The 14,952-nt window shown below is 70.7% G+C and carries 14 protein-coding genes; 4 read left to right on the top strand and 10 right to left on the bottom strand.

Annotated features, from left to right (window positions below; all coding sequences use genetic code 11):
• Window positions 1-2 precede the first annotated feature (2 nt).
• Window positions 3-1,667 carry a urocanate hydratase gene (gene hutU / locus SOM19_RS15755; RefSeq protein ID WP_320487530.1) on the top strand — a complete coding sequence of 555 codons (1,665 nt, stop codon included), beginning with the start codon at window positions 3-5 and terminating at the stop codon, window positions 1,665-1,667.
• A 40-nt stretch (window positions 1,668-1,707) separates the two neighbouring features.
• Complete coding sequence (gene hutI / locus SOM19_RS15760; RefSeq protein ID WP_320487531.1) at window positions 1,708-2,955, top strand: imidazolonepropionase; 1,248 nt, start codon at window positions 1,708-1,710, stop codon at window positions 2,953-2,955.
• Here hutI and SOM19_RS15765 read toward each other — a convergent pair.
• From SOM19_RS15765 to SOM19_RS15800, 8 genes are all read right to left on the bottom strand, one after another.
• Window positions 2,952-3,242 (bottom strand): protease inhibitor I42 family protein, encoded by a 291-nt coding sequence (locus tag SOM19_RS15765; protein ID WP_320487532.1) that lies wholly within the window; start codon window positions 3,240-3,242, stop codon window positions 2,952-2,954. The two genes, hutI and SOM19_RS15765, sit on opposite strands and share 4 nt — an antisense overlap.
• A gap of 13 nt (window positions 3,243-3,255) precedes the next feature.
• On the bottom strand, window positions 3,256-4,917 hold the full coding sequence (locus SOM19_RS15770; RefSeq protein ID WP_320487533.1) for a DUF8189 domain-containing protein: 1,662 nt from the start codon (window positions 4,915-4,917) through the stop codon (window positions 3,256-3,258).
• Window positions 4,918-4,998: 81 nt separating this feature from the next.
• Complete coding sequence (locus SOM19_RS15775; protein WP_320487534.1) at window positions 4,999-5,469, bottom strand: SixA phosphatase family protein; 471 nt, start codon at window positions 5,467-5,469, stop codon at window positions 4,999-5,001.
• A complete protein-coding gene (locus SOM19_RS15780; RefSeq protein WP_320487535.1) occupies window positions 5,466-6,359 on the bottom strand; it encodes an arginase family protein in 894 nt (297 codons plus the stop codon). Before SOM19_RS15780 ends, SOM19_RS15775 begins: the two co-directional genes overlap by 4 nt.
• A 326-nt stretch (window positions 6,360-6,685) precedes the next feature.
• Window positions 6,686-7,027, bottom strand: a complete 342-nt coding sequence (locus SOM19_RS15785; RefSeq protein ID WP_320487536.1) for a gamma-glutamylcyclotransferase family protein — start codon at window positions 7,025-7,027, stop codon at window positions 6,686-6,688.
• A gap of 45 nt (window positions 7,028-7,072) precedes the next feature.
• Window positions 7,073-8,344: a DUF445 domain-containing protein gene (locus tag SOM19_RS15790; RefSeq protein ID WP_320487537.1), complete on the bottom strand. Its 1,272-nt coding sequence runs from the start codon at window positions 8,342-8,344 to the stop codon at window positions 7,073-7,075.
• Between the two features lie 396 nt (window positions 8,345-8,740).
• The gene (locus SOM19_RS15795; RefSeq protein ID WP_320487538.1) at window positions 8,741-10,075 is read right to left on the bottom strand and encodes a hypothetical protein; all 1,335 of its coding nucleotides are present in this window, start codon (window positions 10,073-10,075) and stop codon (window positions 8,741-8,743) included.
• 394 nt (window positions 10,076-10,469) lie between these two features.
• A complete protein-coding gene (locus SOM19_RS15800) occupies window positions 10,470-11,642 on the bottom strand; it encodes an acyl-CoA dehydrogenase family protein (RefSeq protein ID WP_320487539.1) in 1,173 nt (390 codons plus the stop codon).
• 81 nt (window positions 11,643-11,723) lie between these two features.
• On the opposite strand from SOM19_RS15800, the gene SOM19_RS15805 reads away from it, so the two are divergent.
• Entirely contained in the window at window positions 11,724-12,722 is a 999-nt protein-coding gene (locus SOM19_RS15805; protein ID WP_320487540.1) for a TIGR00341 family protein, read from the top strand.
• 29 nt (window positions 12,723-12,751) lie between these two features.
• Here the strand turns inward: SOM19_RS15805 and SOM19_RS15810 are convergent, their stop codons facing one another.
• On the bottom strand, window positions 12,752-13,513 hold the full coding sequence (locus SOM19_RS15810) for an alpha/beta fold hydrolase (protein WP_320487541.1): 762 nt from the start codon (window positions 13,511-13,513) through the stop codon (window positions 12,752-12,754).
• A 56-nt stretch (window positions 13,514-13,569) separates the two neighbouring features.
• On the opposite strand from SOM19_RS15810, the gene SOM19_RS15815 reads away from it, so the two are divergent.
• Window positions 13,570-13,989, top strand: a complete 420-nt coding sequence (locus SOM19_RS15815; protein ID WP_320487542.1) for a pilus assembly protein CpaE — start codon at window positions 13,570-13,572, stop codon at window positions 13,987-13,989.
• Between the two features lie 54 nt (window positions 13,990-14,043).
• Here SOM19_RS15815 and SOM19_RS15820 read toward each other — a convergent pair whose 3' ends face one another.
• On the bottom strand, window positions 14,044-14,922 hold the full coding sequence (locus SOM19_RS15820) for an intradiol ring-cleavage dioxygenase (protein ID WP_320487543.1): 879 nt from the start codon (window positions 14,920-14,922) through the stop codon (window positions 14,044-14,046).
• Between the last annotated feature and the right edge of the window lie 30 nt (window positions 14,923-14,952).

Below are 14,952 nucleotides of genomic sequence, written 5' to 3' on the forward strand. Positions count from 1 at the left end.
CGATGACCGTCCCGACCGAGACCCACACCGTGCGCGCCGCGCGCGGCAACGTCCGCACCGCCAAGAGCTGGGGCGCCGAGGCCGCCAAGCGCATGCTCATGAACAACCTCGACCCGGAGGTCGCCGAGCACCCCGAGGACCTCGTCGTCTACGGCGGCACCGGCAAGGCCGCGCGTAGCTGGGAGGCGTACGACGCCATCGTGCGCACGCTCGACGAACTCGAACCCGATGAGACGCTGCTCGTGCAGTCGGGCAAGCCGGTCGGCGTCTTCCGCACGCACGAGTGGGCGCCGCGGGTGCTCATCGCGAACTCCAACCTCGTCGGCGACTGGGCGACGTGGCCCGAGTTCCGCAAGCTCGAGGAGCTCGGCCTCACCATGTACGGCCAGATGACCGCCGGCTCGTGGATCTACATCGGCACGCAGGGCATCCTCCAGGGCACGTACGAGACGTTCGCGGCGGTCGCACGGTCGCTCGGCCGCGACGACCTCTCCGGCACGCTCACCCTCACCGCCGGCTGCGGCGGAATGGGCGGAGCGCAGCCCCTGGCCGTGACCCTCAACGGCGGGGCGGTGCTCATCGTCGACGTGGACGAGTCGCGGCTCGCGCGCCGGGTCGAGCACGGCTACCTCGACGAGTACACGACCGACCTCGACGCGGCCATCGCCCGGGTCGTCGCCGCCAAGGACGCCGGCGAGGCGCTGAGCGTGGGCGTCGTCGGCAACGCCGCCGAGGTCTTCGGCGACCTGCTGCTGCGGAAGGTGCCCATCGACGTCGTCACCGACCAGACGAGCGCCCACGACCCGCTGGCCTACCTGCCCGTCGGCATCGCCTTCGAAGACTGGAAGGCCGAGGCCGACCGCGATCCCGAGGCGTTCACGGCGCGGTCGCGCGGAAGCATGGCGAAGCACGTGGCCGCGATGGTCGGGTTCCAGGATGCCGGAGCCGAGGTCTTCGACTACGGCAACTCCATCCGGCGCGAGGCCGAGCTCGGCGGGTTCGAGCGGGCGTTCGCCTTCCCCGGCTTCGTGCCCGCCTACATCCGCCCGCAGTTCGCCGAGGGACGCGGACCCTTCCGCTGGGTGGCGCTCTCGGGCGACCCCGAGGACATCGCGAAGACCGACCGTGCCGTCAAAGAGCTCTTCCCCGATGACGCCGGGCTCGTGCGGTGGCTCGACAAGGCCGGCGAGACCGTGCACTTCGAGGGCCTTCCCGCCCGGATCTGCTGGCTCGGCTACAAGGAGCGCCACCTCGCGGGCCTCAAGTTCAACGAGATGGTGGCGTCGGGCGAGCTGTCCGCGCCGATCGTGATCGGCCGCGACCACCTGGACTCCGGATCGGTCGCCAGCCCGTACCGCGAGACCGAGGCGATGGCCGACGGTTCCGACGCGATCGCGGACTGGCCGCTCCTGAACGCGCTCCTCAACACCTCGAGCGGGGCGTCGTGGGTGTCGATCCACCACGGCGGCGGCGTCGGCATCGGCCGCAGCATCCATGCCGGTCAGGTCACCGTCGCCGACGGCACGGCCCTCGCCGCCGAGAAGCTCGAGCGGGTGCTCACCAACGATCCGGGCACCGGGGTCATGCGGCACGTCGACGCCGGCTATGACCGGGCCAAGGAGATCGCGCGCGAGCGTGGCCTCAACGTGCCGATGCTGGACCGCTGACGCCCGAGCCGGACCGCCGACGCCCGAGGCAGGAGCCACCATGACGACGCTGATCACGAACATCGGCGAGCTGACGACCAACGTCGCACGCGACGGTGACGCCTGTGGCACCAAGCTCGACGCCGCCGTGCTCCTCGAGGGCTCTCGCGTCGTCTGGGTCGGGTCCGCGGCCGACGCTGAGACACACCGAATCGGCTCGGAAACGCGGCGCCGCACCGTTTCCGGGGCGGAAGGTCATGTTTCAGCGGATGCCTCGCCCGACGATGCAGCATCGGTCGAGGTCGTCGATGCCGGCGGACGGGCCGTCATCCCCGGCTTCGTGGACAGCCATACCCACCTCGTGTTCGGCGGCGACCGGGCCGACGAGTTCGAGGCGCGCATGACCGGCACGCCCTATGCCGCGGGCGGCATACGACGGACGGTGGCCGCGACCCGCGGCGCCGGCGACGATGAGCTCCGTGCCCGTCTCGCCGGGTTCGTCGCCGAGCTGCATGCCCAGGGCACGACGACGTTCGAAGTCAAGACCGGGTACGGCCTGACGGTGCACGACGAAGCGCGCCTCGCGCGGCTCGCCGCCGAGGTCACTCCCGAGGTCACGTTCCTCGGTGCCCACGTCGTGCCGGCGGAGTACTCCGACCGGCGCGACGAGTACGTCGAGCTGGTCGTGGGGGAGATGCTGCAGGCGTGCGCCGCGCACAGCCGCTGGATCGACGTCTTCTGCGAACGCGGGGCGTTCACCCCGGACGAGAGCCGGCGCATCCTGGCGGCCGGCGTCGCGCACGGCCTGCTGCCGCGGGTGCACGGGAACCAGCTCGGCCCGGGCGAGGGCGTGCGGCTCGCGGTGGCGGCGGGCGCGGCATCCGTCGATCACTGCACGTATCTCGAGGACTCGGATGTCGCCGCCCTCGCCGGCTCGGACACCGTCGCGACGCTGCTGCCCGGCGTGGAGTTCTCGACCCGGCAGCCGTATCCCGACGCGCGTCGGCTGATCGATGCCGGCGTCACGGTGGCCCTGGCGAGCGACTGCAACCCGGGTTCCAGCTTCACGAGCTCGATGCCGCTCATGATCGCCCTGGCCGTGCGCGAGATGGGAATGACTCCCGCCGAGGCGGTGTGGGCAGCGACCGCCGGGGGTGCGCGGGCGCTGCGACGCGACGACATCGGTGCGATCGCGCCGGGGATGAGGGCCGACCTCGTGCTCCTCGACGCGCCCACTCGGGTGCACCTGGCCTACCGTCCGGGTGTGCCGCTGGTCTTCCGGGTGTGGAAGGACGGCGCGGCGCTCTAGTCCTCCTCCACCTCGACGACGTAGGCGGTCTCCTTGAGAGCTTCCGCCTCCCAGGGCCGCTGCAGCACGAACATGACGTCGTAGATGCCGGGCTCCTCGGCGACGAACGTGAACACCACTTGGTGTGGTGAGCCGGGAGGCGACCCGGCCTCCGGCGGGAGGCTCTCGCGAGTCTCGAGCTGGAGGCCGGGCACCGGATCACGGAGCCGCCACTCGTATCCCGCGCCGCCGAAGGACTCGAGCGCGATGCGCAGGAGCTGACCTACGGCGGTGGTGACGTGCTCCATGGCGTGCTCCCGGTCAGACGGTCCACTTGTGGTACATGTGGCTGTCGGTGCCCATCACGAACGTGTCGATCCGGTTCTCGGCCCACGAGCTCGCGCCGACACCTGAGCTGAGGATACCTCCGAGGTCCTGCCAGTCGACCCATGCGCTGCCGTTCCAGGCCTTGTGCCACATGTGCGAGTCGGTTCCCCGCGCGAACACATCGACGCGGTTCGGTCCCCACGACACAGCGCCGGGGGCTTCGGTGATGACGCCGCCGAGGCTCTCCCAGCCGCGCCACGCGGTGCCGTCCCACCAGAGGTGCCACATCGCCGAGTCGCCGCCGGCCGCGAACACGTCGAGCCGGTTCGGGCCCCACGATGCGACCGTCGGAGCCGACGTGATGTAGCCGCCCAGGCGCTCCCAGCCGCGCCACGCCGTGCCGTCCCACCACAGGTGCCACAGCGCGTAGTCGCCGCCGCGGGCGAAGACGTCGATGCGGTTCGGGCCCCACGAGACCGCCGCAGGCTCCGACGTGAGGAAGCCGCCGAGGCTCTCCCAGCCGCTCCAGCCGCCCTGGAACCACTTGTGGTACAGCTTGTGGTCCGTGCCGATCCCGAAGAGGTCGAGGCGCCCGGAGCCCCAGCTGCTGATCGCCGGGCCGTCCTGGATGGTTCCGCCCAGGCTCTCCCACCCCTTCCACGACGAGCCGTCCCACCAGCGGTGCCAGACCGCCGAGTCCGTCCCGCGCGCGACGACGTCGATGCGGTTCGGACCCCACGACTCGGCCTGGGGCCGCGACGTGATGATGCCGCCGAGGTCCTCCCAGCCGCTGAACTGCGTGCCCGGGATCTTGACCCCCTGCGCACCGTGGAACGGATAGGTGGTGTCGATGCCGATCTCGCCGTAGGCGATCTTGACGTAGCCGCCGTCGCCCCACGCGGTGCCCCAGCTGTTCTTCACGAGCCACGCCTGCTCGGCCTCGGAGTATCCGATGACCAGCACGCAGTGGAGGCCCGCGAGTCCGCCCGTCGTGTGACGGTAGACGCCGCTGGAGTAGTAGAAGAAGTCGTCGTAGACCTCGATCACGGCCGACACGGGCCCCTTGGTGGAGAGGTGGTTCTTCCGCTCGGCGGCGCTCGTGAGCGCGTTCCACGACGTGATCTTCACCGCTCGCTTGTCGCGGTCGGGGACCAGCTTGCAGACCGGCGCCCCGTCGGCGCCGGTGAAGGCCGTCGAGTACGGGAAGGCCGCTTCATCGGGGATGCCGCGGGCCTTGATCTCGTCGAGTGCCTGCGACGGCCACCAGCCACCGCAGTTCGCCCCGTGGTTCGAGCAGAAGTGCAGGTCGGCCTCGGAGAGGTCGAGCCGCTGTCCCTTCTCGATCGACGCCATCGACTCGACGAGTCCGGTGGTGCAGAACGACACGCACGAGCCGCAGCCGCCCTGATCCTTGGGCGGTGTGACGTGGTTGCCGTTGCGATTGCGCCAGTCGACGGCGGGGTCGAAGGCGGGCGGGGCTCCGACGAGCGCACGTGGCGCCATCTCGGCCCGCAGTGCCGCTTCGTCGACGACGACGCCCAGCATCCGTTTCTTGGTCGCCTCGGAGAGCGTCGCGACCGTGTTCTCTCTCGCGACCCACGTGAGGTTGTTCGTTCGGATCGCCGTTGTGAGTTCGGCGATGTCCAGCTTGGCCATGGCAGTACCTTCCCTTTCCCCAAAGTGAGGGTTGTGCAGGGAAGGAGGAAACGCCGCGGGCGGGTGATACGCGGGCGGCGATCAGCGCGGCGTGTCGAGGGTCCAGTCGTCGGGGTCGAGGGCGGTCGCGACCTCCCACTCGTCGGCGTCCCACGCGAAGGTGGCGACGGCGCAGGTCGGCATGTGCGCGATCCCGCCGCCCGAGAGCTGCTCCGCCAGCTCGCTCATGCCGGGATCGTGGGCGACGACCATCGCCGCGGTCGCTCCCGACTCGGCGGCCGCGCGCAGCAGCACCGACGCCGGCGCGCCGTAAAGCGTCTCCTGCAGATCGATCGCGGTGCCGAACTCCTTGCTGAAGAACCCGGCCGTCGTGCGCGCTCGCACTGCGGTGCTCGAGAGGATCACGTCGGGCCGGAACCCCGACTCCGCCAGCCGGGCCGCCATGCGCGGAGCATCCCGGCGACCCCGGTCGTTGAGCGGCCGGTCGTGATCAGGCAGCGACGCGTCGCCCCAGTCCGACTTCGCGTGCCGCACGAGCGCGAGGCGGATCATGCCGTCGCCGCCACGCCGGCCAGGAGCTCCAGCACGCACAGCGCCGCGAGGCGCACGGTTCGTCCGTCGGGGGCGTCGGCGGTCGCATCGACCTCGACGATGTCGGCGCTGCGGAGGCGGGAATCGGATGCCGCGGCCCGCACCAGGGCGCGCAGCTCCCAGGCCGCCAGGCCGCCGGGCACCGACGCCGGGCATCCGGGAGCCACCGAGCGGTCGCACACGTCCACGTCGATGTCGAGGTGGATGCCGCCGTCGCCGGCCCCCGCGATCTCGAGCGCCTGCGCCATGACGTCGGCCGCGCCGCGCCGTCGCACGTCGTCCAGACTCACCACGGTGATCCCGAGGTCGGCGGCACGCTGGGCGTAGGCCGTCGAGTTGGCGAAGTCGGCGATGCCGAGCTGCACGATCCGCCGGGGATCGAGGCCGTCCGCGACGAGGCGGCGCACCGGCGAGCCGTTGGAGATGCCGTCGCGCAGGTCGAAGTGCGCGTCGATCGTGATCAGGCCTCCGGCTCCGGCGCCCTGGGCGACCGCGTAGGTCGCCGAGTTGTCGCCGCCCAGTGCGATGACGAGCCGCGAGGTCGCGCTGAGCTCGCGCACGGCGGAGCGGACGGATGCCTCGCCCTCGGGCCCGTCGGGCGAGGGGATGTCACCGGCGTCGGCGATCCGGAGCGTCTCGGTCAGGTCGATCGGCGGAGGTCCGAGCAGCGTAGGGCTGTACCGGCGGAGCGCTTCGCGCACCGCGGCCGGAGTGGCGTGGGCACCGGTGGGGGAGAGCGAGGTCCGCCAGGCGGGGACGCCCAGGACCACGGCATCCCACCGTCCCGCCTCGTCGTGCGGAGCGGGCCAGCCGCCGGCGCGGGGCCACAGGGGATCGTGCGAGAGCGTCACGCGGTCGACGCTACTCCGGTCGGGGGCTCAGGCCGAGACGTACACCCACGCGCAGAGTGGATCAGCCGCCGGTGCGGCACGGGGCGGTTCACGCCGAGACGTACACCCACGCGCGGGGTGGATCAGCCGCCGGCACGGCCCGGCCGTTCAGGCCGAGACGTACACCCACGCGCAGGGTGGATCAGCCGCCGGCGCGGCCCGACCGTTCAGGCTGAGACGTACACCCACGCGCAGGGTGGATCAGCCGCCGGCGCGGCCCGACCGTTCAGGCTGAGACGTACACCCAGGCGGCGCGTCCGCTGGCGAGCGTCACGGAGGTTCGGCGGTCAGGCTGAGACGTACACCCAGGCGGCTCGTCCGCTGGCGAGCACCACGGAGGTGCGGCGGTACATCGAGACCTCGTACTCGTCGGATGCCTCGAGCTCTTCCTCGGTCACCCACAGCGCCTTGCCCACGACCTTGTCGAGCGGGTTGGACGTCTCGCGGACGATCGGATGCACGGAGAGGCCGGAGAGATCGACGACCCTCGGATCGGCGATCTCGGCGTAGTCCACCGTGTAGCCGGGGAGCACGTCGTCCTCGGCGTCGAGCAGCCGACCGAACGTGTCGAGCTGCACTTCCGGGTTCTGGAGCGTCCCGTAGCTGAAGAGGAGCTCGTCGGCGGCCACGGGTTCAGGCTAGCGCGTCGGGGCGTCTGTGGGTCTGGGCGCGGGTCAGCCGAGGAACGCCTGCGCGAGGGAGTAGATCGCCAGTCCCGCCAGTGCACCGACCACCGTGCCGTTCAGCCGGATGTACTGCAGGTCGCGTCCGACCATGAGCTCGATCTTCTCGGTCGTCTCGACCGGGTCCCAGTGCTCGACGGTGTCGGTGATGATCGAGGCGATGTCGTGCCGGTAGCGGTCGACGAGGAAGACGGCGGCATCGGTGACCCAGGAGTCCACGCGGCGCTGGAGCGCGGCATCCGTCGTCAATCGATCGCCGATCTCGGCCAGCGCCGTCGCGCCCCGCCGGCGCAGGCCGCTCTCGGGGTCGGCAAGGGCCGTGAGCAGCCCCGCCTTGGCGGTGTTCCAGGCCTCGGCGGCGAGTTCCCGCACGCGGGGGCTGTCGAACACCGTCGACTTGGCGTCCTCGAATCGGCCGATCGTGGTGGGATCGTGCTGCAGGTTCTCGGAGAGGCGCACGAGATAGCCGTCGATCGCGCCCCGCGCCTGATGCCCGGGATCGTTCCGCACGGCGGCGACGAACTTCACCGCTTCGTTGTACGCCGTGTCGTCGACGAGCCGCTGCGCCACCGAGGGCATCCACGACGGAAGGCGCCGCGACACGAGCCCCGTGAACGCGGCCTGGTTGGCCTCGAGCCACGCCGCGATGCTGTCGATGCCGAGGTCGACCGCGCCGTGGTGGGCGCCGGACTCGACGATGCGACCGAGCCACGCGCCGAGCGGGGGTCCCCACTCCGGCGCGATGAGGTGCTCGCGGGCGAGGTCCTCGATGACGGTCTGGACGTCGTCGTCGCTCAGCGCCGCCAGCACACCGGAGACCATGACGGATACCTCGGCCGCCACCCGCTCGGCATGCGCGGGTTCGCGGATCCACTCGCCGAGCCGCGCGGCGATCGCGGTCGCCTCGAGCTTGGTGCGCACGACGTCGCCCCGCAGGAACTCGGTCTCGACGAACTCGCCCAGGGTGCGGCCGATCTCGTCCTTGCGGTTCGGGATGATCGCGGTGTGGGGGATGGGGATGCCGAGCGGATGCCGGAACAGGGCCGTGACGGCGAACCAGTCGGCGAGCGCACCGACCATGCCGCCCTCCGCGAACGCCCGCACGTAGGCGAGGGTCGGATACTGGTCCTGGAACGCGAAGGCGACGACGAACAGCACGGCCATGAAGACCAGGCCGCCGAGGGCGACGCCCTTCATCACCCGCAGCCCGCGCCGCCGCTCCTGGTCTGCGGGGCTCAACAGGGCCGTGGGGGTGCGCGCCATGCCGTCATCCTCGCACGGCGCACGTGACGCGGCCCGGGGTTGCGCCCGGGTCGTGCGTCGTGCGAGGTGGTGCGTTCGCGGTTGCGCCGGGGGCTTGGGCGGGGTGGAGTTCGGTGCCGTGGCGGCCCGAGTCAGGTGATTCGCCCGAGTCAGGACGGATTGGGCCGGATTCGTCCTGACTGCGGCAGATCTCCTGATCCCGGCACGTTCGAGACGACGCGGCCGGGGGATGCAGCGGGTGCTGGGGGTGCGGCCGATCCGGGGCGATGGCGGCCCAGTTCAGGAGATTCGCCCGAGTCAGGACGGATTGGGCCGAAACCGTCCTGAGTCCGGCAGATCTCCTGATCCCGGCGGCTGCCGCACCGCGGAGAGCGGCAGCCGCCAGGCGGACTCTCGTCAGCCGATCGTCGTCCGGGTGTAGGTCTGACGGCTGTCGACGACGCCGTCGCCGTCGTCGTCCGCCTCCGTGATCACCTGAATCAGGTTGCCGTTCTCGTCGTAGCCATACGTGTTGAGCGTGCTCCTGTCCACGTCTCCGTCGCCGTCGCCGTCAGTGGTGGTCAGGTCCGACACAGGCAGCCCGTCCTCCCAGGTGCTCCACCACTCAGAGCGGCTGTCGAGAGTTCCGTCGGCCCCGGTGTCGGTGTCGTAGACCCATGACACCTGGCGTCCTTCCTCGTCATGGGTGAAGGTCATCGTCGTCCTTTCGTAGAGCGGACTCGCCCCTGCAAGGTCCAGGCCGGTCTCCACGACCGACGAAAGCAGAAGGTCGCCATCTCCCCACGTTGATGACTCGACGTAGGTGAAGTCGACGATGCCGTCACCCTCCCAGTCCGACGTCTCGCTGATCCGGACGATCCGGCCCTGGTCGTCGTACCCGATCGATACCGAGACGACGTTGCCGCTCGACTCGACGATTGTGTAACCGAGCACGACATCCCGGCTCCCATACGACCAAACGGTGTCAGTCGTCCACTCGTTGCCTTCGATCGACACCGTGGCGTGTTCGGTGAGCAGCGCACCCGACTTGGAGTACGTGTAGCTCGATTCGAAGCGCTCGTCGATCACCCCGTCGTCGTCGAGATCGGTCGTCGATCGCTGGAGCACGTGGTTCCCGCGGTGGTCGTACTCCGAGTAGGTTGCGAACACGTCGTCCGCTTCGCCGTCATTGTCCGCGTCCGTGTGCCAGGTCTCGGTCACAGACGTCGGCTTCTTCCCCCACGTCGTCTCGCTGACCGATGTCGTGTCCACGACACCGTCGGCGTCGCTGTCGACGCGCTCGGTGAGGCGGAAAAGCTCGCCGCTCTTCGCGTATTCGCCCTGGATCGTGACGCGACTGACCGGGAAGGGATCAGCGCCTTCGAATGTCTCTCGCACAGCGAGCACCGGGCGACCGCGATGGTCGTAGCTGTAGGTCTCGACCAGCGCGTCGTCGATGACGCCGTCGGCATCTATGTCGTTGTCGGCGCGGAGCGAGAGCAACCGACCCTTGGAGTCGATCACGACGGTGGTCGTGGATCGACTGTCGATCACGCCGTCCGCGTCGTCATCGCTCTCGAAGACGTCGACCTGAGTGATGGTGCGGGCGTCGCGGGGCGCGTCCGACATCGGAGCGGCCGCCGCGGCGAGCGGCGTGCACAGCGTTGTCGCGATCAGGGCGGCCGCCGCGGTGAGCGCGACCCCGAGGGTGGGCAAGGCGCGCGAGGGCGCGCCGAAGGGATTCACTGACATCAGAAACTCGGTTCTGTGAGGCCCTGCGAGGGCGAGGTGATCCCGGAGGTCGTCTTCGACCTGCTGGCCGGATCCTATGCCCGCGAACGCCGTTGCCGACAGTGCCGCGATGAACCGCGCCGCGACGGCACGACACGGCCGGCCTCGCCGCCCGAGCGCAGGAGATCCGCCGGGGTCAGGACCGTATCGGCCCAGACGGTCCTGATCCCGGCAGATCTCCTGACGTCGGCAAATCTGGCGGTCGGGCGCCCAGAGGATGCTCCGGCCGACACACCCGGCGCCGACGGTCGCCGGCTGACAGCGCCCAGCCCGGCTCAGGAGATCCGCCCGGCAGATCTCCTGATCTCGGCGCACAGCCACGTCCGCCTAGCCGGCCGGATGCCCCCCGCGCGACTCAGTCCTCTACCGGGCCGAGCCAGGCGGTCGCGACGGTGGAGTGGGCGGATTCGGGATCGCTCGGGTGGAAGAGACCGGCCAGCACGTCGCGGTACAGGCGCCCGAGCTCGTTCGAGGAGAAGTAGGACGAGCCGCCGGCCACGAGCACGGCGTCGTCGACGATGCCCTTGGCGGCCGTCACGGCGCGGTGCTTGAGGCCCGCGAGCAGCGAGAACCACCGCGCGCCGTGGTCGGCGAGGTCGTCGACGTCACGCGAGAGCGACTCGAGCTGCGGCGGCAGCGCGTCGTACGCGAGCGCCATGCCGGCGATGCGCCACCGGATGTCGGGATCCTGGCTGTACGGCTTGCCGGTGCGCTTCGACGTGCGCTTCCCGGCCGCGGCGACCGCGAGGTCGAGGGCCCGCCGGGCGATGCCCGTGTACACCGACGCGAGCAGGATCTCGAACACGCTGAAGATCCCGAACACGAGAGGGTCGGGGTTGGGTCCGGGGTCGATGCGCCGCGCGACCCGGTCCGCCGGGGCGATCGCGGCGTGCAGCTCCGTCGTCCGCGACTGCGTGCCGCGCATGCCCAGCGTGTCCCAGTCGTCGCGCGTCACCACCCGGCCCGCGGACTCCTCGGACCGCGGCACGAACGCGTAGACCATCTTCGGACCGTCGGGCGACGCCGTGTCCAGGCCGTGCAGGCCGAGCTGGGTCCACACGGGGGCGAGCGAGGTGAAGATCTTCGTGCCGGTGAAGGCGTAGCCGCCGTCGGCATGAGGCGCGGCATCCGTTCCACTCCCGAACAGCACGAGATCGTTCCCCGCCTCGCTGATCCCGAATGCGAACACCTCGCCGGCCACGGCGCCGTCCTGCACGAAGCGGAGGTCGTCGATGCCGCGGTCCGCGAGCACCTTGGCGACGCCGGTCCAGACCAGGTGCATGTTGATCGCGAGGGCCGTCGCGGGGGCGGCGCCCGCAAGTCGCTGCTGGAGAGCGGATGCCTCGGCCAGCCCGAGTCCGGCACCGCCGAGCTCCGACGGCACGAGGATCGCGAGGTACCCGGCATCCCGCAGCTCCGCGAGGTCCGCCTCGGGGAAGGTGTTCTCTCGGTCGTGCACCGCCGCGCGCTCACGGACGCGCTCGAGCAGGTCGTCGGGAAGGTACGCGGTCGGATCGAAGTCGCTCACCCGCCCATTCTCCCGCGCAGGATCCCGGGTGTCGCCGCGAACGCGTGCCACGATGATCGCAAGCACGACCGAGGAGCAGCCATGTCCCGTCTCACCCAGACCCTCATTCCACCTCAGAAGCGGCAGACGGTCGGCGAACTCAACGATGCGCTCGACCTCGGGTTCGGAGAGACGTCGAGCAAGCGCACCGGCTTCCTCATCATGCTGACCCTCTCGGGGGTCATCGCGATCGCGGGCGTGCTGACCGAGTCGACCGCCACGGTCATCGGCGCCATGATCATCGCGCCGCTCGGCACGCCGATCCTCGGGATCGCGCTGGGCATCGTGACGGGCCACCTGAGTCTGGTGCTGCGCTCGATCTTCTGGGTGCTCACCGGACTCGTCATCGTCGTCGTGCTCGGCGTGCTGTTCTCCGCCTTCGTCGCCACGCCGGAGAGCCTCGCCACCAATTCGCAGGTCGTGGGTCGCACCTCACCGAGCCTGATGGATCTGGTCGCGGCGCTGGCGACCGGTTTCGCCGGCGGGTTCGCGATGTGCCGAAAGGACCTGAGCGCGGTGCTCCCCGGCGTCGCGATCGCGATCTCGCTCGTCCCGCCGCTCGGAGTGGTCGGGGTGTGTGCGGGCCAGGGGCTCTGGGGAGACGCACTGGGGGCGCTCGTCCTGTTCCTGTCCAACGTCCTGGCGCTGGTCATCGCCGGCAGCATCGTGTTCACGATGGGCGGCTACGCACGCGAGCCCGGCTCGTCGACGACGGCGAACCGGCGCCGCGCCTACATCGTCGTGACGGTGCTCGCGGTGGTGGTCGCCATCCCGCTGGCGGCGAACTCGATCGCCGCCGTCGCTCTCGCGCGCTGGTCCGTCACGATCCAGACGATCACGGGGGACTGGCTGGCGGGAGAGAAGGGTGCGCGCGTCTACGACGTGACCTGGAGCGGAGCGACGGCGACGGTCGACGTCACCACGAACGACGGCGAGGTTCCCCCGGTCGACGAACTTCAGAAGGCACTGTCGACCGCGATCCCGGCGTTCGTCGGCGTCGTGGTCGATGCGGGCCAGGGGGTCGAGATCCCGGTGCAGTGAGCCCGTGCAGTGAGCCCGGTGCAGTGGGCTCAGCCCTCGAGTGCCGCGATCAGCTGCGTGATCGTGGCCTCGGGCTTGTCGCGGTGCGGCGAGTGCCCGGCGCCGGCGACGACCGACATCGTGATCCGCGGGTTCGCCGCCACCACCGATTCGGCCGGCTTGCCGCGGAAGATGCTGTAGACCTTCGGGTCGGATGCGATCACGTGGGTCGGCACCGTGAGGGCGGCCGCGGCATCCGTCACATCCCAGTGGGCGTTCTGCACGCTGGTCTGCTCCACCGCCCACCGGCTGGCCTGCTGCGCCGACAGCGACTTGAGCTCGATGTCGTGCTCGTGCCAGTGGGGGTGGGCGTCGCGCACGGCGCGCTTCGAGGGATCGGCGAACGACTCCTCCTGGCTGGCGCGCACGATCTCCCGGTCGCGGTCGGTCAGGGCGATCGCGGGGTCGATGAGGACGAGCCGCCGCGCCCATCCGGCATCGGCCGCGCCGGCGACCGTGGCTGCGGCGCCGCCCAGCGAGTGCGCCACCACGAGATCCCAGGGCCCGCCGCCCACCGGGGCGGTCGCGGCCAGGTCGGCGGCGTACGCCGCGATCGTGTAGTCGAGTGCCCGCGGTGCCATCCCGTGGCCGCGCAGGTCGACGGCGTCGGCGTGCCAGCCGGCTTCCGCCAGCGCCACGCCGTAGCGCCACATCAGCGGGCCGTTCGAGCCGAGGCCGTGGACGAGCAGCGCGCGATGCGCAGAACCGGGATCTCCCCACGACAGGCGGGGAAGGGTGACGGGAGCAGGCATGGCCCCCAGCCTAGAAGCGGCCCGGGGGTGCGACATCCCGCGGCATGATGGTTGGCATGATCTCGACGGAACTGGCAGTGGCACTGCGGGAGGCGGGGCTGGTCTGGCGTCCGCGGTCCGGCGACCGGTTCCAGCTGAATGAGCCGGAGTTCGAGGCCGACGTCTTCACTGTGAGCGAGATGACCATCGAGCCGCGGGAGTACCCGACGGGACGCATCCTCGCCTTCAACGGCACGACCGAGTGGGCGCTGGATTCCGTCGCCCTCGAGGACGCGCTGTGGCTGCCGCACGAGAGTCAGCTCCGCGAGATGCTCGGCGGCTCGTTCCGGGTGCTGCGGCGCCTGCCCGACACGTACGAGGTCGAGATCGTCCTGCGCCGCGCGGAGGAGCCGGAGGAGGTGCTGGTGTTCGAGTTCCCCGAGCCGGCTGACGCGTACGCCCTCGCGCTCCTCGAGGTGCTGCGCCGCATCCTCTGACGCTCACAGAACACCCGCGACCTGTGTGCGCGCTCCGGCCCGGCTCCGGCGTTCTCACACGCCGATCGTGAGCGCCGCCCGAAAGCCGTCGTCGACGGATCCCGACATCGTCGCGATCTGGTGGATGCCGCCGTCGTCGGCGAAGACGTTGTCGCTCTGCAGCGACACCCGTGCGGCGTTGTCAACACTGCGCTCGTACCCGCTCGTGGCGTAGACCGCCGAGTTGGCCTCGTCGGGAAGCGCGATCTGCGACGTCTTCACGATCGGGCCCGAGGCGACGGCCGTCGCGACGTCGTCATAGACCTCGAAGTGGATGTGGGGCCAGCGGCCCGAGTAGCAGGCGGGATAGATCGACGTGAACGTGACAGTGCCGCTGGCATCGGTCTCCTGCACACCGCGCAGGTAGTTCTCGTCCTCCACGCCCTGGCTGTAGAGGGAGTAGCCGCCATCGCGGTCGCAGTGCCACAGGTACACACCGCGTCCCGCCAGGGCTGCCCCGGTTGTGGCATCCCGCACGGTCAGCGCGATCGTGAGCGGCACGCCCTGCGCCACCGTCGTCGACGAGCCGAAGCTCGAGCGGATGTCCGTGCGCACGATCCCGGAGTCGTCGAGCACGTTCACACCGTTCGACCCGTCGCCCGGGTAGGGACCTCCGGTCTCGTCGGGGACCTCGTCGAGGGGAGCCGATGCCTCGGCCGTCGCGCTCGCGGAGGGCGTCGGGGTCCCTGAGGCCGGCGAGGCGGCACCGGCCGTGGCGTCCGCGTCGGTCTTCACACCGCAGGCGGTGAGCAGGCTCGTGAGCGCCACGCCGCCGAAGATGCCGAGCGCCCGGCGGCGGTCGATGAGCGTACGGATGTCGTAGACGAGGCCTCGGTGGTCCTCGTCGATGACCCGGCCGTCGGCGTCGGTCCAGGGGCTGTCGTCTTGTCTCATGACGACTACGACACACCCCCGGCCTTTGCG

Source organism: Microbacterium sp. CFBP9034 (assembly GCF_034045255.1).
GTDB lineage: Bacteria > Actinomycetota > Actinomycetes > Actinomycetales > Microbacteriaceae > Microbacterium.